Raw genomic sequence first — 23821 nt, 5'->3', positions numbered from 1 at the left:
ACTGAATCGTTTATCAAAAATCCAAATTGACACCAAACACAAGTTGCTTGGTCATAGGGAATGAAATACCTCCTCCACGTTCCGGATCATAATTCTCAATACTACTGAAAGTGAAAAAGTTTTTAGCTGTTGCATAAATGCGTACGCGGTCCAGTCCTATATTCTTCAGTGCCTTTGCCGAAAGATTATAAGCTAAAGTTATATCTCTGATTTTCACAAACGAGCCTTTTTCATATTTCAAGGTTGAAGAATATCTGGTTTTTCCGAATCCGTAAAAACGGTTAGGACGTGGAAAATCGTTTGTGGGATTTTCAGGAGTCCAGTAGTCTACATTCGAACTGTTTTCCAATCCGTCAGGTTTATATCCTCTATTAAATTCATAATCGATCCACTGACCTAAACGGCTGTAAATGAAAAACGAAAATTCAAAATCATGAATGGTAAAAGCATTATTGATACCAAAAGTCACTTTCGGACGTTTACTGTAAATAACACGGTCTTCGGGAGTAATTTCCCCGTCATCATTCGTATCCTGTATCTTTATGTCACCAGGAATCTGCCCGTTCTTAGCAGCTTCTTCCGCTTCATCTAATTGCCAGATACCAATTTTCTTGTAATCGTAAAACACCTGAAACGCTTCGCCCACAAACCACGAGTTAGCCTCATCTCTCAGTGCTCCCGATGCCAGTTCTTTTATTTTCTCTTTGTTATGAGAAAGCGTAAAGTCTGTGTTCCAGGTAAAATTCTTCTTTTGTATATTTACTGAGTTTAGCGTTATATCAATACCAAAGTTTTCCGTCTTACCAATATTTTCCATCACATCAGAATAACCATTAGTTGATGGAATCTTGCGATTCATAAGAACATTCCTCGTATATGATTTATAAATATCCAGAGAACCTGACAGACGATTATTGAAAAGTCCGAAATCCACTCCCAAATCGAATACAGAAGTTGTTTCCCACGTCAGATTCTTATTCGACATAGTCTTAGGATACAGACCACTGGCCAGCTCATTATTGAATGAATAAGTAGAGGATCCCAAAAGACCTATCGTTTGATAAGGATCAATGGCCGATTGACCGGATTCTCCCCAACTTAAACGAAGTTTCAAGTTGGATAAATTATCAATGTTCTTCAGAAAAGCTTCTTCATTCATTCTCCACGCTAATGCTACAGATGGAAAATAGCCCCACTTATGTCCACTGGCAAGTAGTGAAGAGCCGTCTGCACGTAAAGAAGCTGTAAGAATATAACGGTCCATAAACTTATAATTTACACGTCCGAAGAAAGAAGCCAAATTCTCTTCTTGTAAATAACTGTCAATCATAACTTCCTTGGTGTTTGATGCCAGATTATGATAGATATTGCCTCCATAAGTCTGACCTTTACCTGAAGCTAATGTATATTCTTTACTCTTATAAATCGTACTGGTACCACCCATTATTTGAAAATCATGCTCTCCCAATATCTTCGAATAGGTCAGGATGTTTTCCCAGGTAATACCCGATTGAATAGTATGTTCTTTCAATGATTTACTGTCTTTGCCTTCTCCATCCAAAGAGTTTGCCGAGCAATAATACCCTCTTCTTGAATTCTGAGCATCAACCCCTAATGTGGTTCTGAAAAGGAGATCTTTTGTGATATTCCAGTTCGCATACAAGCTACCAAAGAAGCGGGTACCTTTCGTGTTATCCTTTATTGCCCCCTCCACATCATCCACCAATGGATTGGTCTGAGAATTGTATCCCGGTGCCGGGAATCTTACCACTTCTCCATTTTCATCATAAGGTTTTGATAATGGAACAATCTTATTACACATATTCAACGGATCACGACGTGTATTTTGATCCTTATAGGTATACGTAATGCTTGTACCTATCTTCAGGGGTTTCAGTAATTCATGATCCAATGCCACCCTGGCATTCAATCGTTTATAATTATCATTCTTGAAAAGCCCATCCTCACCTCTATATCCCAAGGAGATATTGTGTTGTGTCTTGTCTGTACCTCCCGATATGGATAGTTCATAATTCTGATTGAAACCATTGCTCATCATTAAGTCACGATAGTCAGTAGACACTCCTTCTCTAACATATTCCAACTCCTGCGCCACTGTAAAGACCTGATCATCCGGCAAATATTCATTAGTTGTCTGGTCACGGTATGCTTCACGTTTTAACTGTGCATATTCAGCTCCATTCATGATAGATGGATAAGAAGAAATCATATTAACAGAAGCAAAAGCATTCAGAGAAACTTTTGCTTTTCCTGTTTTTCCTTTCTTAGTAGTCACGATGATAATACCATTTGCACCACGTGTTCCGTAAATGGCGGTTGAAGATGCATCTTTTAAGACTTCAATAGATTCGATATCCGAAGGATTAATATCCAGAGTTGTACCATAATCTACTCCATCAACCAAGATCAGAGGTTTATTGCTAGCTTTTAATGATCTCTCTCCACGAATAGTGAAACTCAGATCAGCTCCTGCCTTACCTGAAGAAGAAGTCAGGTCCAATCCTGCAACCTTTCCCTGTAAAGCTTCCAAAGCATTGGTTGTCGGTATAGCTGTGATATCCCGTGACTTTACGGAAGACACAGCACCCGACAAGTCCCTCTTTTTCTGTACACCATAGCCTACAACAACAACTTCATCCAAAGCCTGTGCATCTTCTTTCAAGGTAATGGTAAATGAAGTCTGTTTTCCAACCGGTATAGACTGAGTCAGATAACCGATGTAAGAGACAATTAAAACATCTTTCTCCTTCACATTCGGAATTGCAAATTTACCATCCAAATCCGTAATAGAACCGTTACCGGTTCCTTGCACAGATACATTGACTCCAATCACCGGCTCTCCGGTAACATCTTTCACAATACCGGAAACTTGATGTGTCTGAGCCAGAGACAACAAGCAAAGCATGCTAAACATCAAAGACATACATGTCCTCCGAATAAATACATTCTGATTCATAAAAAAGTGCTTTTAAAATTAGTAAATAAGGTATTTGTTTTTCTATTCATATGAAAAGTTGAAGGTAGCAGGAGTATCTGCTTTTAACACTATTTCCTGCATTTCCGCTTCCCGTAATTGAATTTTTACGTTCTGATCTATTTTAGATAATAGAGTGACTTTCACTTCTTTTTCATTCCATGACAGCTCTTGCATTATAATTCCACCTCTCAAGGCTACTCCGTTTATATGCCCATTGCGCCATTGCTGAGGCTTACATGGTAAAAGGGATATCAGACCCGGTTCCGAGTAAACCAACATTTTCATCACTAAAGACGGGTATCCTCCGCAGATGTCCAGATTGAATGTCTTTTTAGGATCGTGGGTTGAAACCATATTATTATTCCAATAACTGTTTCCCAACCAGGTCAGCATATCATAAGCCGTCTCAGATTCACCTAAAGCACACGCAGAGAAAGCCAGTTGAATCATACCGAACGCCATGATTCCGCCATTGTCTTGCCGGCGTATTTCCATCCTACGATTAACGGCCCGCTTACATCCTTCTACCAAATCCTTATCTTTCATAATGAGGGGATCATGAAAATCATACAGTCCGAATAAGTGAGAAGCGTGACGATGTTTATGATTGTCCTGCAAGTCCTTCCACATCCATTCTCTTATTTCTCCATTCTCATTCAGCATATAAGAAGGCATTTTGGCCTGCATAGACTCCCATACCGGAATTTTATCCTGATTGACACCCAAAACCTGACTGGCTTCTATAACTGAGCGCAACAAAGCATTAGCTGCCATCACATCCATCGTGGCATTTATACAAGCCTGGCTGGGATGATTTGCCGGATGATTTTCCGGAGAATATGAAGGATTAAAAACATACTTCCCATCAGCCCCTTCTTTCAGAAAGTCTTCATAAAACAAGGCGGCCTGTTCCATGAATGGAAGTGCCCGTTTCTGCAAAAACTCTTTGTCCAGGGTATACATATAATAGTCATAATAGAAGAGTGAGTACCATGCCGCTCCGGTCACCCAGAAAGTCATTGGCCAGGTAGCATCAAAATGATTATTTAAGCCATGTGAACTAAAACGTGACGGAACATGAATACCACGGCAGTTATAAAGCTCACGTGCATTTACCTTAAAATCTTCCATATATGCTTCCAGCCTGTCAAACAGTGGCAACATCAGCTCCGGAGTATTAGCCTGCAAATAATGGGAAATGACAACCGGCAGATTTCCATTAGTCGTATAGTCACCGGACCAGGGAGGAGTCATAGTAGCTCCCCAGATACCTTGAAGATTAGGAGGATTGATGCCTGTGGCACAAATAACATTATAACGTGCAGCATCGAAAATTTTCTCTATTAAAGCCGAATTGGAACCACCAGCTTCCAATAATTCTTCGGAAGATTTCATACGGTCTTCTTTAGAGGCACCCAAATCAATCGATACACGCTCAAATAATTCTTTATGGATTTTCTTATGCGCATCCAGTAATTTCGCATAATCAGTAGGATATAAACTGAGGTTTTTCATCATATCAGGTACTTTTGATATTTCCATATCGTCAGAAGGTTCAACACGAGCTAATATCAGCACATCCGTAGCACCATTTATGACTATTTGATCCGAGTTCATCTCTATGTCCCCGTCCATGTTCACGACTTTCACTACCCCTTCATATCCCTTAAAGCTTTTTCTGGATTCAAATTCCCAAGGCCTTTCGTACCATGCTTTAAAATAAAGTCCGTTTTCCATTACACCGGATTCAGCTTTATCAATGCAGTTCTTCTCACTTAATGTAAATTTCTTCTTACGGCCTGCATCATGCCTCATTATCTGTGAAAGATTCAATGTTGTATGGATAGAGCCTTTTTTTGAAGATAACCGTAGAACAATCACATTGTCCGCTCTGGAAATAAATAGTTTACGCGAATAGATTCCATTATTATCCTCCCATTTAACCTCTACTTCGCCCGTAGTAAAATCCACAGTCCTATTATACTCCTTCACAGAAGAAGTATCACTTGAAATGTTGAATTGAAATGCCGGAACGAAAAGGTCTGTTGCGTGTTTACCTTGATATCCCTCGGAATTAGCTAAGTCTACAATAAACTTAGAAGCCTCCGTATATTTACCATCCAGCATCATTTGCTGAATCTTCTCCAGGTTCTTTCCCTGGCTGACAGGCTTTCTCGGAAAATGAATAGGCAAATAAAGCAAAGCATGGTTAAGAACAATAGATTCCCTGTATGGGTCTCCCATTACCATAGCTCCCATCACACCGTTTCCTGTAACCAACGATTCTTCCCAAATATTAGCCGGACGATTGCTATGAAATCCCCGTTCCGGAACATTACCAACATCATTGATTTCTGTTTTACAGCTTAAAAAAGAAAAAACAGCTACACAGCAAAGAAAAAATATTCTCATAGTACTTTCATTTAAAATATTGTTATATAAAAAAATGCCCACTAAGCTCGTATTGCTTTGCGGGCAAAGGTAGCGCAGGTGGAACAGACGCCTGTGCATTATTTATGTGATTCTGTGCACTATTTATTTTAGTTCTTTATCTTATATTCACTCGGAGTACAATTTTTCAACTCTTTGAATACCCGACTAAAATATTGAGAAGAAGAGAAACCACTCATGTATGCTATCTGGGATATATTGTAATTTCCTGTTTCCAATAATTGTATAGCTCTCTTTATTCTCATATCTTTTACAAGCTCAATGGGAGATACCCCCAAAATAGACTTCACCTTCTTATAGAAAACAGAACGTCCAATATTCATACTATCAGCCAAGTCTTCGATTTTGAAATCAGAATCTTGCAGCCTTTCTTCCACAGCCTGAATGATTTTATGAATGAATTCTTCATCATAAGAGGTTATTTGCGGTACCGACGGAGATAAGTTCTCCAAAGCATCACCCTGAATAGCAACAGGCTCTTTACCGGTAACAGGCAATACTTCTTTCATAAAATGTTCACGCAATATGCTGCGTTGCTTTAATAATGAGGAGATGCGCGCACGTAAATACCCGGAACTGAATGGCTTTGTTATATAATCATCCGCCCCATATTCCAGCCCCTTTATACGGTCATCCAACGTAGCTTTCGCTGATAATAAAACAAAAGGAATATGGCTTACATTATAGTCCTTCTTTACTTCTTCCAGTAATTCTATACCATCCAGACAAGGCATCATAATATCACTGATAACTAAATCCGGAATTTTCGACTTGATTTTCTCCAGCCCTGTTTTCCCATTTTCTGCTTCAATCACATGATAATCTTTCCGAAGTATATTCACCATAAAATGTCTCAGTTCCTCATTATCTTCCACTACTAAAACCGATATACCTTCTGCTTCTTCATTATTTTGCGTTATACCGGAATCCATCGACATTGAAGATTCGGAATCATTTAAAATGAACTCAACATTTTTATCGGACTCAAAAATCTCATGTTCTCCTGGCAGGGAAATAGAGAAAGTACTTCCATACCCCAGTTTACTATCTACCGTAATCGTCCCATGCAACATATCAACCCATTCTTTTACCAAAGAAAGCCCGATACCGCTTGATAAGTTAGCGTCTGTCTGTCCCAAGGTTTCGAAACGTTTAAATAACATATCTATTTTATGCAATTCAATTCCATTTCCCTCATCTTTAACCTTAATAAGCAGGTTCTTTTCTTTAAATTCAAGAATCAAATCAATATTCTTCCCATCCGGAGTATATTTAAAGGCGTTTGACAGTAGATTAAACAATATTTTTTCCAGTTTATCTATATCTGTGTAAAGAGTATAATTATCATAAGGACAAACAAAATGGAAATCGATATTCCGCTGATGGGCCAAGCCCGTAAAGTTATCATAGATTTTTTTAGATAGTGTTACGACGTCCGCCTGCTCAATATACAACTTCATTTTGTTGTTCTGTATCTTCCTGAAATCAAGCAATTGATTAATAAGACGCAGCATACGATCAGTGTTCTTCTTTGCAAGCTGTATGTTTTCCTGTCCCTCATCACTTAATTTCTCCCGATTAATAATCTCTTCTATAGGGCTTGCAATTAAAGTTAGAGGAGTGCGCAATTCATGAGATATGTCAGTAAAGAAACGAAGTTTCAAGTTGGTAAGTTGCTGTTCAAAGTCCACTTTCCGTCTCAAATTAAATATGTAAGCAAAAGTAGCCGAGATAGCCAGAATTACCACTACTATTAACACTATATATAACAGCCATGCCCAGCCTGTCTCCCAGAAGATAGGTTTCACATGAATAGCCAGCTGTGCCGTATTTTCCACCCAAAGCCCATCTCCATTCGTTGATTTCACTTCTAAAATAAAGTCTCCCGCCGGCAGATTCACCAAACTTGCCGTACGGCTATTTCCTATGTAGTTCCATTCTTCATCTATATTCTTCAGCCGATAAGCATATTGCAAATGCCCCGAACCTGCAAAATCCAAAGCAGCAAAAGTAATTGAAACATTACGCTCATCCTTTTCCAGCGTTAATTCCCGATTGGTAACAGGAGAAGACCTTTCCTGTTTATAATTCTTTCGGGTCCTCACATCCGTGAAAACAATATGTGGAGCAAACTGGCTTTTTTTGAGTTTATCCAAATCCAAGTATAAAACTTCCCTGTTCAAAGCTACATACATTCCATTGTTTTTATCCCTGATGAATGGTATTTCAGACACAGCCAGATGAGAATGAAAATAAAAGCGATCATAAGTATCTATAGTATTCTCAACCGGATTATATGCACAGATATGATTCTCAAAATTAATCCACAACTCATTATCTTTCCCTTCTGAAATAGTATAAGCCATATCGGAAGGCAATCCATTTAGTTTATTCAAATGGATAAATTCTATATGATCACATAGAAGGTCTTTAGAACTTACCAGATTTAGTCCACTGCTATGAGTAACCACATAAATATCTCCTTTACGGCTTTCAAATACATATACTACATCATTATTACTAAGACTATTGGCACGTTTCGTTTCGCATTGATTCAGATTAAACTGTATTTTTTCCCATTGATCCGCATTTGTAGAAAAAGTCAACAGCCCATCAGTGGTTCCTGCCAGCATAATTCCTGCTGAAGTACAAAGCAGACTTCGCACCCTCAGATATTTATTCTTGGGATAGAGTTCCAGCCCATTTTGGTAATGCGTAAATTTCAGATTGGGAAAGCTCCCCTCCACTACATTCAGTCCTCCCCCATACGTTCCAACCCAAATGTTTCCTTTTGTATCCTGACAAATAGAGAAAATAGCATCAGAGCTCAATGAATTTTTATCTTTCTCATTGTGTTTGAAATGATAAATCCGGAACTTTCCTGCTTCCGGAACTGCTACATAGATTCCTCCTGTCCTGCTACCCATCCATATCCTGTGCTGCTCATCCTCAAAAAAGCAATAGATATCCGCACCAAAAACAAGTTGCTTGTCTTTTACCAAATGCCCATCCCGGCTAAGATTACCGCAATAATCATGATTATCATTATAGATTTCTATTCTTTCACTTTTATCAGCCACCCATATTCTCTGTTTGGAATCAACAAACAGCCCGCGTATCTTATCATTGTGCCCTGTAGAGAAGTAGCTGTAACTTTCATTTAAGAAGGTCAGCTGATCGACACCGGAATCACAGCTTAACCATATATTTTGCTGATTATCTATCAGAAATTTCCTCCCGGTTGCATGATAATATGTATGTTCGCCATTTATGTACGTATAGCCTTGCTCAAAAACATTTGTTATAGGATTGTAAAATGAAAATTCGCCATTTGGAGCCAATATCCATATACGTCCGTAATAATCCTCATGGATAAAAATATTCGCTTTTTCCTTTTGGCTCAAAGGATAATTTATAAAGCTAATGCTTTTCTGCTTTAAATCACACCGGATAACATTTTCATTTCCGTTAATCATCCACAGTATGCCATTGTTTGAAAGTAAATGATAAGATGGTTGTATATCAGGATGATTCTCATTCACCAAAATGCTTTCTGCATGGTTGTTTTGAGTATCGTAGATGATTATACCCCGATTAGTCATAATACCCATTTTCGCATTGGGTAGTTCCAACAAGTCTATGATACTGTAATCAGTTTCTTTTATGGATATCTCTTTTATTCCTTCTTCCGGTGTATACATTACCAGCTCTCCATCCGGAGAAGACATATAAAGGATATTATCGATACATATTGCATTATTAAAATTCCGGCTGTCCGATAATTCCCGTTTTCCATAGACAAAGCATCCCTTATCAGTCAATACCCATTCATTATCATGAGCATCACGTACGACTGAATAAACACGGTTACCATGTTGCGGAACAGAACCGGAAGGAAGGAACATAACTCCTTTATCTTTTTTATACAGGGCTTCATCAATACGCCATAAATTACCGTCAGAAGCTATTATCCATATGATCCCATTTGTCAATGGAATCATTTTCTCTACCAACTTGCATTCCTCTATCTGTGGATGATAGACAAAAATATCATTGAATTTTTCCTGGCGCACATCAAATAGATAAACCTTATCATCGTATGTATGACACCACAAAGCATCATCGGCTCCTTTGACAATGCTTACTAATCTATTGTATTTTAGTTTTGTATCATCTGTAGGATACGACTTATAATTCTTAAAAGTATATCCATCAAACTTTTCCAGTCCATTCCATGTAGCCAACCAAATGTACCCATCATTATCCTGAAGCATATCCTGCACAATATTTTGTGACAAGCCATCTTCTATTGAATAATGTCGTACGTTGATCATCTCTTGTGCAGACAGTACAGGAAGCAGATGACACCATATTATGGTCAGTAATAATTTTACTTTTGTATTCATCATAGTATAAGATAAGAAAGATTAATGTGGGGCAAATTTATTCCTTTTTCGGAAATTACAGATGAAAATCTGTAATAAAGCATTCCGACTATCCAATTTGAAGAAACAAACTTATTTCTATCCGCCAACAACAAAAGAGCCGGATACCAGAGAAATACATTCTCCGTATCCGGCCCCCGATAGTGTTTATATACTTATTTTGTACTTGCCAACATCAAAGCCGCATTGCTATCGCTCAGTTCGTAAACAGTCTTTTCAATATTGCTGTCGTAAGCATTGCTCTTGGAATTCCAGCGGGCATAGCTAAGTTCAACTTCATTGTTTACATAAGAAACGTTCATCTTGAAGTAAGGAACCCAAGCCTCTTGTGTATTATCCCATTTGGAAGCTTCTTTGCTGGTTACACGATTTTCGTTATCGTAAGTATAGGTGTAACGGAGGTGGCGGTACAGATGGCCGTCTTCATTTTTAAAGATAGTCTTAGCGGTCATCAACTCACCGGTCATCTCTTCATTCTTCACATACTGAGTAGGATTACTTGCACTTGCAGAGAAATTCATTACACTGGCCATTACTACTGCCAACATTACAACTGCTTTAGAAATTAAGTTCGTTTTCATAATCGTTATTTTTTTATTGTTATTACTTCTTGGTTTTGAGAGGAAGTTTTTGTCAACCGCCTTCGACTATATATAGTCAATTGCCGTGCCAAAACAATAAACATCTGATTATCAGAGTTTATTCAAAATAGTCCAGTGTTCATTAACGGACAAGTGTCCGCACAAAAGCGGACAAAGTAGAAATAAAGAAATATAGAGTAATGTACATAATGCCTTTAATCCTTACTAAGTCTTACGGCACAAGTAATACTGGCAGAATCTACTGATACAACCTATGAAAAGCCCCTGCCCATCAAGAGAACAAAGCTTCAGCCACATATAGCCGTACATTTGTCTTCTATTCCTCCCAACAATATTGGGACATGCAGGTGCGAAACCTGACCGGATATTCCGGCGACCTAACAACAAAAAAACCGGATATCCGAGAAATGCGTTCTCTGTATCCGGCTTCCGATAGTGCTTATACTTTTATTTTGTACTTGCCAGCATCAAAGTTGCGTCAGCATCGTTCAATGCGTAAACGCTCTTTTGGATGTTGCTGTCGTAAGCATTGCTCTTAGAGTTCCAACGGGCGTAGTTTACTTCAATTTCATTGTTACTGTACTCTACATTCATTTTGAAGTAAGGAACCCAGGCTTCTTTCACGCTGTCCCACTTGGAAGCTTCCTTGCTGGCTACGCGGTTTTCGTTATCATAAGTATACGTGTAGCGGAGGTGGCGGAACAAGTGACCGTCTTCGTTCTTAAAAATGGTCTTCGCGGTCATCAGTTCACCAGTCATCTCTTCATTCTTTACGTACTGGGTAGGATTGCTTGCACTTGCAGAGAAGTTCATTACACTTGCCATTACTACTACCATCATTACCACTGCCTTAGAAATTAAATTCGTTTTCATAATCGTTATTTTTTTATTGTTATTACTTCTTGTTTTTGAAAGGAAGTCTTTGTCAACCGCCTTCGACAATATATAGTCAATTGCCGTGCCAAAACAATAAAATGCTGATTATCAACGAATATACAAATTCGAGTAATGTTCATTTCCGGACAAGTGTCCGCATAAAAGCGGACAAACCAAAAATAAAGCACACTTTTCCCTTCAAGTTAAAACTTCGGTAAATTCACGGAACAAACAAGTTGGGACCCGGCATTTAATCAACCAGACTTTTTAGAATGGTTGTTCAGGCAATCCAAAATAGGATGAATATATAAAGTGGGGAGATTGAATCTTCCCACTTTACACATAAACCCATACAGATCAAATTGTCATTTTGTATTTTTAGTCAGCCGAGAATCCGTTACTTCCAACCGGAGCCCTACGAGAATGGAAATACACGAATAAAAACAAGCAAACATCAGATTGTTAGTACACTATCGAAATACTTACATTTCTTCCAGACTGAAATATCTCTCCTAAAGTATCTACATAAGAGAAAATCACGTATCAAATAACCCTTTTACCCGGAAGTAGTAACCCTTTTACCTATAAGTAGTAATGATATCATCCATAAGTAGTAACCTTATCACCTGTAAGTAGTAACCCTTTTCTGTATAAATAGCTTGTAAAAATGCAATAACACATGGGGACAGTGCATTTTTATTCCTTACTTATTCACAGAATATGCTGGAATGCGAATCGGCACAATTAAGCGTGTTACAGAAAACAGGAATATTCCACCATTAAGAACACGATTCAGGAATTATATCATCATTTAGACATTTCTATTATTCTCCCTATCTTCCGAAGCCAACTGTACATTTTATCGGTTTCTTATTTTAATAGAGCATCAATCTTTACCACTGTCTGCGGATTACTGGGTCTCAACAAACCTCCGTAATCTACAATAATTCCATCACGGTTAATGAGAAGGAATTGCGGTATACTGTGCATATTCCAATGAGCCATGATACGATGATAATCATCAGAAGTCGCCCAATCTTCTGAATAGATACATTCAATATTCTTCCCTTCCAAAGAGAAACGTTCCAGAATCTTATGGTACGCTTCCCGCTCTCTACTTCCACAGATGCTGACCATAACCACATCATCGGGCGAATAACGTTTCCGCAGTTCCTTCAAAGGCTCCATTTCCGCCAGGCAAGGGGGACAGGTTACTCCCCAGAAATCAACATAAATCACTTTGCCCGCATACTTTTCCAAAAGATTGTACACAGGGATCATGAACGGCATTTTCTCCCTCGCAGCTGCCTCATCAGCATTATCGCCATAAAGCATATAATGGGATATCGCTTGGGGGGCTTTCAGATAATTCGCTTTATTCTGATATAGTTTAAGCATAGGTTGCCTTAAATAGGGAGCCTGAACTATAGAATCGAATTGAGACCTGTGATCAGCGATGTAAGTTGTATCATTATCGCATAAAGAGGTACCTATGGGTTGGAGGTATAAATAGGGAAGGATAGCACGATCTTTGCTAACCTCAATCACATTTGCTAAATCAAAATCACTTTTTTCTCTTCGGGTATGCTCAAAATAAAGGAAGATATGTACATTCGCGGCAAGCGAAAACAGACCGGAAAAAACGGTTTTCCCTGAAAAGACAGGGTCAAGTTCCGGCAATAACGCTTTATATCCGCTGACATCCTTGCCATCTGCCGCTTGTGATATGGCATTGCCAAAGAGTGCAGTATAATAATCTATCAACAATAAGTCCGCCGTATACTCTTCAACTTCTGCGCCCGGCGAATGTTCTTTGAGGAAGTCGGCACGACGTTCCAGGAGATTGGCATACTCTGTTTTCAATTCTTTTTCAAATTCATCAAAGGGTGCTTCTCTGTTATAGGAACTAAGTCTGCGATAGTATCCTCCTTCGGTAAAAAGAGCCATATACTGATTCAGCGCACCGGAAGTTCCGGTAATGCGGGGATGCAACAAATCGTTGAAGTCAATCTCAACATGCAGACTATCACCCGGGTGTACATACAAGTGTTCCGCATAATTGCGAAGAGCAACCTCACGAGTTGAAGCATAAGGACTGAAACGGAAACAGAAAGTACCGTCATCCGCTATGGGAGAAGTGTAAACCGTTTCCAGACCGGACAGATAAGGTATCTCAAGTTTCACCTCCTTCTCCTTCGGATAAACTTCCCTGTTCAATACACGGCCCGAGATTATCACTTCTTTCGCCAAATCTTCATGACTCTTCTGAGCCTTACAGCCTAAGAAAGATAAAATTGCAAACAGTAAGCATAGATGTTTCATACGTATTTTATAATTAAGAAATGACTAATAAATTCAACGCACCGTTACAGACAGGCTCTTTCCATATCCGGCAAACTCAGGTGCATAGGCCGATTGGACAGTAGCAATACCGGTTTGATAAGCCCCCAAACGGTCTATATAGACTTTATATTCTATTTGGATAGTACCTTTTTTAAGTTTGTCAATAAAGAATTCAGCAGAGGTATCACGCATTACCTGATAATAACCGGTAGCATCGGAATGGTGATATCCCGACAATGCCTCCTTGGGCTCTATACATGCAGCACGTGTATCTTTTATCTGAACGAAATCCATATCCCGATCCGCCTTCACGGTCAGCCGGACAGTAAGCTCGTCTCCCACATGTAAATCCGTCTTTGATGAAACCTCCTTGCCGTCTTTATAATAGGTACGATTGATTTTCAATCCGTTGCCTTTTGCTGATTGCAATTTATCCATATCCTCCAGGCATTGAGCATATACAGCTCCCCAACCTATTCCTGCACCTGTATGTGCAATTTCTATTTGCCGGGCTCCGACCTCATTACCGAAGAAAGAACGACGGACATACCCTAATGCATCATCAGGAGCCACTACTTCTGTTCCGCCTATTTCCGCTTTCATGGTACTGTTTTCCGCCAATCGGTCATCATCTCCACCCAGAAATGCATACACAGCATCGGCGGTAGCTACCGGATTGCCCCAGGCCTGTACCTGCTTTTGTTTAAGCAACCATTGCCTCATCTCAGCAATTGCCAGCGGTTCTTTCAGAATACCGGATAAGGCTTCAATAGCAACCACTTGCGTCGGTATTCTGTAACTGCCCCATGAATACCCGGCTTTCGAAGTATCAAAATAACGTCCCATCTCAGGGGTAGCAACTGAATATTCCAGAATGGATCGGGCCAATTCGTCCGCCTTTGCCTTTTTACCCGCTTTATGCAGTATGGTAGCGACAAGTGCCCTGTCATAAATTACATCACTCGGAGCACCTGCCTCCAATTTATCAATCATATACGAATAGGCGGTTTTATCAGTTTGCTTTGCCACCTGACCGTCTAAAGCACAGATGTACAGATAATGCAAGGATTGCTCGCCGGGCAATTCATTCTTATTGCCTTTCTTTTCATTTTCCTTCATCTGTCCGTATTCATCCAGCCATTGGGTATGGAGATAGCTTATCGCCTTTTCATACATTCCCTGCACCGGAAGGGTAGATGCACCCATTGTGCGAAGCCGTGCCAGCATTTCTACAATCCGGGTAGTGATGTAACGGTTCCCCATCATCCCTTTATACCAGCTCCAGGAACCGTCAGGGAGCTGCAATGCTTCCAGACGGGATACCGCAATACGATTACGGTTACTCATCGTGTTCAAGTCAAACAAAAGCGCTATATTTCTCTTCTGTTCTGTTTCATCAAGAGCATCTGCCAGCCAGGGAGTTTCTTTCAGTAACAGCTCCTTCAATTCTTCCTTATCATTAAGATTGCCCGACAATGGGCTTCCCTGTATCTTCCAGCTTTCAAATACCTGCCGGATGCGGGGATTGGCATCGAGGATGGCCACAGACAATGAATTGGCATAATAAGCACTTGCCCACGACAAGGCATCCTCATCCACAGGATTGCCAATGACGGGTAAAGCCTGTATGGCATACCAGTCAGGATTGGCCGTCAGTTCCACCGTCAGCCGTTTGTTTGTTGCAGTTTTACTTCCATCATTAAACAGGCTCTCCAGGGCAATCGATTTACTTTCCGTACCATTCAATTGAACGGGTATCGCTTCAGTCACCCATTGTTTATCGGATAAAACCGGAAGATAGCGCTGCTCGCCGTCACTGAAATTACTACCCTCGGCAATAATTCTGCAAATCAGTACTGTAGGTTCCTCCGGGCTTTCTAAATCAAATGATACGGAAACGGTTGCTCCGGCATCCGCACTGAATTCATGTTCCCGGCTTGATATAATCTGATTCGTCTGCGGATCGACCAGTTCCATACGGACTGTTCCCTGAATGTTTTCTCCCGACAGATTGATTATTCCCGTACTGATAACAGGCTTATCATTCACACGAATAAAACGAGGCATATTAGGCTGCACCATAAACGACTTGACTGCTTTCGCCTTAGCCGTTATCTGTCCGTAGTCCATGTTCCGGGTATGGGCAAATCCCATAAACTTCCATTCAGTCAGACTTTCGGGCAAGGTGAAAGACAGGCTTACGACTCCATTTGTATCCGTACGGAGGGCGGGATAGAAGAAAGCTGTTTCTGCAAAGTTTTGCCGGAGAGGAACGTATGGCGAACCATCGTCCAATGCCACAGCATCAGAGCATTCGAACACTGCTTCAACGAAGCTTCCGTCTTCCACTTCAAAACCGTCATCCGGCGGGGTTTCAGCATCAAGGCTGATAGCTGCGGACTTCATCATCCTGCTATCCTGCTTTATACGGAAACTACCCTCTGGATGCGGAACCCGCCAGAACGGAGTATTCAGAGTACTATATATATCCCACCAACGGAGACCACGCAAAGTGCTGCCCGAATAGGGGAAGTTGCTGTACATCCAGATGGAATGCCCGGAAGATATCAGATTCGCTCCGGTATCAGGAATAAAACGGGGGAGATTCAGATTGAAGTTCCAGTCATTGATGTATAACTTATCGAGTGAAGCATCATAAAGAGTGGCAAGCAATTGCGCATCAGCCGCTTTCTTGTCCGGGTGCATGATCTGAAGTTTCCATTCCTCTTTTCCTCCCGGTTGCAGTTTGTCACGGAAAGTAGCCCATTTCAGCAGTAAGTTCTTCTCCAGACGGGGACGTGCTATCTGTACTTTCTTTGTATACAGCTTGCCTTCGCGCATAAAAGCAAAGTTTACGGTGATTCCATCCCCATATTCCGGCTTATAGAGATAGGTAAACTTCCGGATTTCATTATTGAGGATCATTCGTTTGGATTCAATACGTTTATCGCCACAGAATACATCATACAACAGATAGACTTCTTTCTCACTACTACCTACATACAGGTTCACCGGATGCCGGGCATCAAGTTCTGTCCCATCCTGATAGAACCATTCCGGTGAGTATACCGGCAAGTGAGGGTCTGCCAATGAAAAGAGAATAAAGTCCTGTTTCGCTGTACAGGTTCTTCTCTGTCCGTCAAGGACTGAAGCCTCCATTCTATAATGTCCCGGAGTGAGAGCAAGTATATCCTCGGGAATAAATGATTGATAAGTCCCAACTGTACGACGGCACACCTCATTTCCTTTGTTACCTTTCTCATCCAAGGCGTACACCACGTAAGTGGTTTGAAGTGTTACAGGCTGCCTGCTTAAATTCAAAGCCAGAATTTGTATAGTATCTCGCTTCTCACGTGCCACTTTGGAGCGCAAACCTTTAATCTGTAAGGCAACAGACTGCTGTCCTACAGGTAATGACAAGGCTCCGCTCTCAATTTCTCCGGTCAGACTGATTACTTCAGCCGTCACTTTGTATGTATAGTAGCGCCCCGTTTTATCAGGTTGGAAATCATCCGGTTCACGCAGAAAGACAGGGAAGCGGAACTTCCCGTCTGCATCAGTCTGCATCTCACCTACGGCCAGAACCGTTTCATTATCTGAGATCTTCCAGAACTCATTCAGTGAACGGGTTACTTTATAACTGAGTTTACACAAGCCTACCGGAACTCCCGCAAATGTATTTGCTTCGCCACTGACCAGTAGTGTATCACCCATATTATAAGTGTCTTGATAGGGATAGAAAACAACATCGAATGTAGGACGCTTGTATTCGTCTACACGGATATAGCGGCTTTCGCCATCTTGCACCGATATTTCGAATTCTCCCGGGAGAAGTACCTCAGGAAGTACGAAATCGCCATAAAAGGCTCCAAATTCATCTGTAGCAAGGAATATCTTACCCACTTCCTGCCGGTTAGCATCACGGAGCACTACGTCATTATGAACTCTGGAGAAAACACGGACCGAATCACCCGATTGTTCATACGCTATCCCCGAAACATGCACCACCTGACCGGGACAATACAGCGCACGGTCAGTGAAAAGAGAAACATGCTTTTCCCACTTTCGTGAACCGGGCACATGATATCCCGCATTTGAAAAGCCGGCATAACTGATCTCCATATAATCGGCTCCCGGCTTACGAACATTTATTCCCAGCCAATTTTCGACACTGGGTGGAGTCAGAGTAACACTCCCTTTGCCATTCACAGGATATGTTTTAATCCAACGGTAACCTTCTCCCGGTGACACACGGTAATAGGCCACTTCAGTACCCGTCATCGGATGTCCGGTCAATCGGTCTACGATATTGATTTCCTGCTTTCCATCGGGTAATCCTAATGATATGGCCTGTAAGGAGGAGACATAAGCCTTTCCATAAGCCGTATATTTACGATGTCCGTCAGGGATAGACTTTACTACATAAATGCCCTCAACGGGGAATTTATAACGTAGTAAAGTATCTGTTTCCTTGTAGTCCGGAGTAGCTGCCAAATCATAATGGCGGGTACCGACCAATTTTCCATATTGACTTAATGTAGAAGCATTTATTTCTCTTTCCAGAACAGGACTTGTAACAGGCAGATTCATCCGGTAAAGTTCTACCGTAAATCCGGCCAGATTACGGTATTTTACTTTCAAGTCAACGTCCTTTCCGGGATAGGCAAAAGGAATTTCCACCATTAGCCTGGGAGTCAATACTTCCGCTACCTGTTCTTTCAAATCATTGGCAGAGAGTGACCGGGGATATTTTGCAAGTCCGGTTTGTGCAGCTTTTAGTTTTGCGGTGTAATCCTGCATTCTATCATAGCGTTCTGCCAACTGGCAGTACACTTCTCCGCAAAGCGGAGAATCAGCAAACTCTTCCGCCCATTGTTTTAGCGACGTTATTACTTGCTCGTCGGTCAGCCTCAGCTTTTCATTCACTCCGCCCCGACTGACGTCATTTCCCTCATAATATAACTTATCCAGCATCAACAACAATCGGGCGTCTGTCATGCCTTGTTGACGGTAGAAGTCAATCAGTCCGTCATAAATAGATAAAATCTCAGTTTGTATTTTCTCGGCTGATACAGGGTTGGCAATAAAATAGCCGCTTAGCCGGGAGATGGCCTGCCGGGCAAGCAACTGATACATATTATCACCACAATATTTCTCACTCAGTTCTTTGCTGTTGGTCATAGGACGGTAATCCACAGCTGATTTCCGGAAAAGTATTTCTTTATCTTGCAACGAACGTTGGAAATAAGCGATAGCAGTATCGATTGCAGTTTCATCTTTTTTACCCGTATCCAGAATATAATATCCCAGCAAGTTATTCAGTATGGCCTTATATACCGTATCTTTTTCTTCCTCCACCCAAGCTTTCAAGCCGGACAATTCGCTATCCAGACTATCAGGAGTAATATCAATGCATAAGGATGCTTTCGTCAGATGGGCTTTCATCATCTGAGACACATTCTTTTCCTGTTTGGCATACTCGTAAATCTTTCGCAATTCTTGTATTGCAGATTTAGGCAGTTGCTTTTGTTCCAGAACTTCAACCTGTTTCCACATTTGTTCATACGACTGAGCAGAAACCCGAAGCGGCAGGCAGATAAGAATGCTTATTATACCAGCCCAATAAAACATATTTCTCATTTGTGTTTTTGATTTACGTCCGACAATTAACAGGTTCATTCACAAAGATATATTTTTTATTCGTAGGGTAGTAAGGCTGTTCAGACTTAATAACATAACAAATGCCAACAGCCCAAGAAACCGGTTACCGGAAAGCATATCATTCCGAACAAAAAGTTACCGGAATGACTTTTTTACTAACAGACGCCTTTCTGAAAACACCCGAAACAGAATGCAACTGCATAATTTACAGAATATAAATGCATACCTTTTGCATAAAACAGTCAGTATATGCAATACTTATGCAAGGAACTATACTTCTTCCATGAAGGAACTATAGATCTGAGGCGAAGGATCTATAGATGTAACGCGAAAGATCTATAGATGGGAAACAAACCATCTGTTTTCACTGCACAGACCGTCTGTTTTTCTTTTATTAGAGTTGTACATATTTATGTATCACGCTATCAATAAAATGTTGAATTCCGTTCGTTTCTTTCCGTTCTTCCTTACATCGGGACGGAAATATCGCATTCTCATTATGCATAAAAAGCAAAGTGTCAAAACGAAAGTGACGCCTGTATTTACTGACCTTGGCAGGATAAAGCAAATTAGTTACATTTGCTGATGTACTTGAAAAAGCTATCGCCTTTCCCGTTATTATCATTATCTTTGCCAGTCAGAGCTTTTGATCTTTTTATGACCGAGTGACGAGTGTTCAGGAAAGCCTTCGGGCACTCTTAAACCCTAATAAGTTAATTAATAGACGTAAAATGGAAATTCAAAACAATATCTTTAACTATGCAATCCTGCTTAAACAAGTCAAGACACGGGTGGCACTCGCCCAAAAGAAGGCTATCTATGCAGCCAATGAAGAAATGCTTACTATATATTGGGACATTGGTAAATTGCTGTTTGAAAGCCAGAAGTTGATCGGTTGGGGTAACAATGCGCTTGAACAACTATCCAATGACTTAAAGAATGACTACCCGAAAGTGAAAGGTTTCTCGCCACGTAATTGCAGATGCATGATTCAGTTCTATAAGGAATATAATCAGGAATTTACAATTTGGCAACAACCTGTTGCCAAATTAGAAATATCAAACTTAGCCCTTCCTGTTAAACAACTAAGTTGGTCGCACAATGTTATTTTGATGCAAAAAGTAAAAGCCCCCCAATAGCCGGTTTACCCGAGAAAACTATTCGCTTTTATTTTGTACTTGCTAACATTAAAGTAACATTATCATCATTCAATTCATAAACAGTTTTTTCAACATTGCTGTTGTAAGCGTTGCTCTTGGAGTTCCAACGGGCGTAGCTCACTTCAATTTCATGATTATTATACTCCATATTCATTTTGAAGTAAGGAACCCAAGCTTCCTTTACGCTGTCCCACTTGGAAGCTTCCTTGCTGGTTACGCGGTTTTCGTTATCGTAAGTATACGTGTAACGGAGGTGGCGGAACAGACATCCGTCTTCGTTCTTGAAGATAGTCTTTGCGGTCATCAGTTCACCGGTCATTTCTTCGTTCTTTACGTACTGGGTAGGATTGCTTGCACTTGCAGAGAAGTTCATTACACTTGCCATTACTACTACCATCATTACCACTGCTTTAGAAATTAAGTTCGTTTTCATAATCGTTATTTTTTTATTGTTATTACTTCTTGATTTTGAAAGGAAGTCCTTGTCAACCGCCTTCGACAATATATAGTCAATTGCCGTGCCAAAACAATAAAGCGTTGATTATCAGAGGATATTCATTTTCAGAGAGTGTTCATAAACGGACAAGTGTCCGCACAAAAGCGAACAGAAAGGTGTATCCGTGTTTCATTATATAGAAATAAAAGGCTAACTTTACAGCGCAAAAAGAACCATAAAGACACAAAACGATATGTACAACAAAATTCTATAGAGTATGAAACATTTAAAAATCACATTTATCGTAGTAGTCATATTCGCCGTTGCTTGGTGTGGATTGCGCATTTATGTTAAGCATTTCTACAACAAAGAACCCGAAGCGGAGTATTTCTATCTTTCGGAAATACCCGTAAAACCTTCGCAGTTTGAAGCCGATTTTGAGGAAATACATCAGATAGTAATGGAAAACTATTCACTATACCAAGCCAAACATCTGAATATGGATTCATTATACCAGACATACATCACCCGTGTTCGCCAGGCACAAACCACCACAGACTATGGATTGGCAGTACAGGAGTATATTTCCGCCCTGCAATGCAGTCATGCCATTTCCTGCTTCAAGACGTACACAGCGAGACAATTTCCGGTCCTCATACAAGATTCCTTATACATCTACAAGCCCAATGCCTATCTGACACAATACGGATTCAAGGATAAAGACTGCATCATAGCCATCAATGAAGTTCCTTATAAAGAGTGGATTAATCAGTACGAAAAATATGCCGAGGCATCTACTGACGCATGGAGGCATCTGAAATCAGCCCGTTACGCATTCATCAGCTATGCCGACACCCTCCGAGACTACACGTTGCTGAGAAACGATGATACACTGACAATCTCTTTACCCTTGAAACGAAGAGACTACTTCTCTGATGAAAAAGAGGTAACCGTAGAAACCAAAGTTTTGCAAGACAGCATCGGCTATCTGGCCATCAACACCATGATGTCCCCCGTGCTGGAAGATTTCAAAGTAGCTTATCCTCAAATAAAAGACCTTCCCTATCTCATTATAGACATCCGCCAAAACGGAGGAGGCAACAGTGGCAACGGACGGGATATCTGCAAATATTTTATCCGGAAAGAGCAACCGCATTGCGTCAGCAGTCAACTAATGCAACCCGAAGCAGATGCTTATAAAGGAAAAATCTATCTGCTGACCAGTACTATCACCTGCTCTGCTGCCGAAAGCTTCACAATAGATATGAAAGAAAGCGAAAACGTAACACTTGTCGGTGAAGCCACCGGAGGAGACACAGGCAATAGTCCCCGCACATTCAGAACAAAACACGGTACTTATTTGCGGATGCCCACCCGTCAACCGGATTTATCGCCAAAAGGGTTTCCTATGGAAGGGATGGGAATTCCTCCCCATCATCAAGTATCACAAACAATTTCCGATTTCATGAACGATGAAGACACCGCTTTGAAATATACCTGCAGACTTATAACAAAAGGATAAATATTTACGGACCAAATTACCGCACCTAAAGTCATACATTACACTTTATTCCGAACATAAAGTTACAAAAACAGCACTTTTACTAACAGACACCTTTCTGAAAACACCCGAAACAGAATCCATTCGTACAATCTATAGAATATATATACACGCCTTTTGCATAAAGCAGGCAGTATATGCAATACCTATGCAAGGAAGCATACTTCTTACACGAAGGAACTATATATCTGAGGCGCACAATCTATAGATGCAACGCACACAATCTATATATCGTAAACGAACGGTCTATAGATCGTAAACAAACCATCTATAGATGGGAGACAAACCATCTGTATTCACTGCACAGACCATCTGTTTTTCTTTTATTAGAGTTGTACATATTTATGTATCACGCTATCAATCAACAAAATGTTGATTTTCGTTCGTTTCTTTCCGTTCTTCCTTACATCGGGACGGAAATATCGCATTCTCGTTATGCATAAAAAGCAAAGTGTCAAAACGAAAGTGATGCCCGCATTTACCGGCCTTGGCAGGATAAAACAAATTAGCTACATTCGCAAACTCAATACTTAGAATATGCAACCTGACTTAAAGGAAATCGTAGAACAATATGGCGTCATGGTATCTTCCATAGCACACCGCATGATACAAAACAAGGAAATCGCTAAAGAAGCGGCTCAGGAAGTCTGGTACGAAATCATCAAAAGCATAGACTCCTTCAACGGGGAATCCGGGTTATCGACATGGATATATACAATATGCAAACGCACCATATTGCGATATGCCCGGAACGAAAGAATAGCCACAATGAATGAGTTGAGAGAATTTCGCGAACTTCCCGCCATTGATTATAACGGGCAGGACCGGAACGAACAGGAATGGATAAAAGCATGCTGCGACTGGTGTCTGACAGCCCAGAACCATTGCCTGACGAAGGATGCCCGACTGATATTCATATTCAAGATAAACCTCAACCTGCCGTATAAGCAAATCAGTGAAATCATGGGCATGACGGAAGAGAGCGTCCGTCAGATTTCCTCCCGCTCCATCCGGAAGATTACTCACTTCATGAATGACACCTGTCCGCTATACAACCCGCAGGGAACCTGCAAATGCCGGATATGCAAGCAAGTCACCTCGCTCAATCTGGAGAAAGAATATACCGCCATCAAGAAGATTATCCGCCTCGTCGACGTTTACCAACGGCTCGAAAAGGAACTTCCAAGAAAGAACTACTGGGAAAATTTATTCTCTAAGCTGTCACAGAATGGAAAGCTTGCTCACTAACTACTATGTAACCTGTTGACGGAATTGGTTTATATCTGAT

10 protein-coding genes and 1 pseudogene are annotated in these 23821 nt (G+C 40.7%); 3 read left to right on the top strand and 8 right to left on the bottom strand.

Annotation, left to right across the window (positions count from 1 at the left end):
* Window positions 1-13: 13 nt before the first annotated feature.
* The 7 genes from BN161_RS02635 to BN161_RS02605 form a co-directional block, all read right to left on the bottom strand.
* Window positions 14-2977 (bottom strand): SusC/RagA family TonB-linked outer membrane protein, encoded by a 2964-nt coding sequence (locus BN161_RS02635; RefSeq protein WP_044262827.1) that lies wholly within the window; start codon window positions 2975-2977, stop codon window positions 14-16.
* 42 nt (window positions 2978-3019) lie between these two features.
* Complete coding sequence (locus BN161_RS02630; protein ID WP_044262824.1) at window positions 3020-5410, bottom strand: glycosyl hydrolase family 95 catalytic domain-containing protein; 2391 nt, start codon at window positions 5408-5410, stop codon at window positions 3020-3022.
* A gap of 128 nt (window positions 5411-5538) precedes the next feature.
* Complete coding sequence (locus BN161_RS02625; protein ID WP_044262823.1) at window positions 5539-9858, bottom strand: hybrid sensor histidine kinase/response regulator transcription factor; 4320 nt, start codon at window positions 9856-9858, stop codon at window positions 5539-5541.
* A gap of 191 nt (window positions 9859-10049) precedes the next feature.
* Window positions 10050-10475 carry a DUF3836 domain-containing protein gene (locus BN161_RS02620; RefSeq protein WP_044262820.1) on the bottom strand — a complete coding sequence of 142 codons (426 nt, stop codon included), beginning with the start codon at window positions 10473-10475 and terminating at the stop codon, window positions 10050-10052.
* A gap of 468 nt (window positions 10476-10943) precedes the next feature.
* Window positions 10944-11369, bottom strand: coding sequence for a DUF3836 domain-containing protein (locus tag BN161_RS02615; protein WP_044262818.1), 426 nt, complete (start codon window positions 11367-11369; stop codon window positions 10944-10946).
* Window positions 11370-12242: 873 nt separating this feature from the next.
* Window positions 12243-13694 (bottom strand): TlpA family protein disulfide reductase, encoded by a 1452-nt coding sequence (locus BN161_RS02610; RefSeq protein ID WP_044262815.1) that lies wholly within the window; start codon window positions 13692-13694, stop codon window positions 12243-12245.
* A 33-nt stretch (window positions 13695-13727) separates the two neighbouring features.
* On the bottom strand, window positions 13728-19355 hold the full coding sequence (locus tag BN161_RS02605; protein WP_244436393.1) for an alpha-2-macroglobulin family protein: 5628 nt from the start codon (window positions 19353-19355) through the stop codon (window positions 13728-13730).
* A gap of 752 nt (window positions 19356-20107) precedes the next feature.
* Here BN161_RS02605 and BN161_RS02595 point away from each other — a divergent pair.
* A pseudogene (locus tag BN161_RS02595) lies at window positions 20108-20503 on the top strand (DUF1016 N-terminal domain-containing protein); the annotation flags it as partial.
* 40 nt (window positions 20504-20543) lie between these two features.
* Here BN161_RS02595 and BN161_RS02590 read toward each other — a convergent pair.
* Entirely contained in the window at window positions 20544-20969 is a 426-nt protein-coding gene (locus BN161_RS02590) for a DUF3836 domain-containing protein (RefSeq protein ID WP_044262809.1), read from the bottom strand.
* Window positions 20970-21249: 280 nt separating this feature from the next.
* Between BN161_RS02590 and BN161_RS02585 the strand changes: the two genes are divergently transcribed.
* Together BN161_RS02585 and BN161_RS02580 are read left to right on the top strand one after the other, a co-directional pair.
* A complete protein-coding gene (locus BN161_RS02585) occupies window positions 21250-22494 on the top strand; it encodes a S41 family peptidase (protein ID WP_125910733.1) in 1245 nt (414 codons plus the stop codon).
* A 576-nt stretch (window positions 22495-23070) separates the two neighbouring features.
* Window positions 23071-23781, top strand: a complete 711-nt coding sequence (locus BN161_RS02580) for an RNA polymerase sigma factor (protein ID WP_044262806.1) — start codon at window positions 23071-23073, stop codon at window positions 23779-23781.
* Window positions 23782-23821: the final 40 nt, after the last annotated feature.

Origin of the sequence: Bacteroides timonensis (genome assembly GCF_000513195.1) — a bacterium.
Taxonomy (GTDB): domain Bacteria; phylum Bacteroidota; class Bacteroidia; order Bacteroidales; family Bacteroidaceae; genus Bacteroides; species Bacteroides timonensis.
This window is presented reverse-complemented; position numbering and strand designations above follow the sequence as displayed.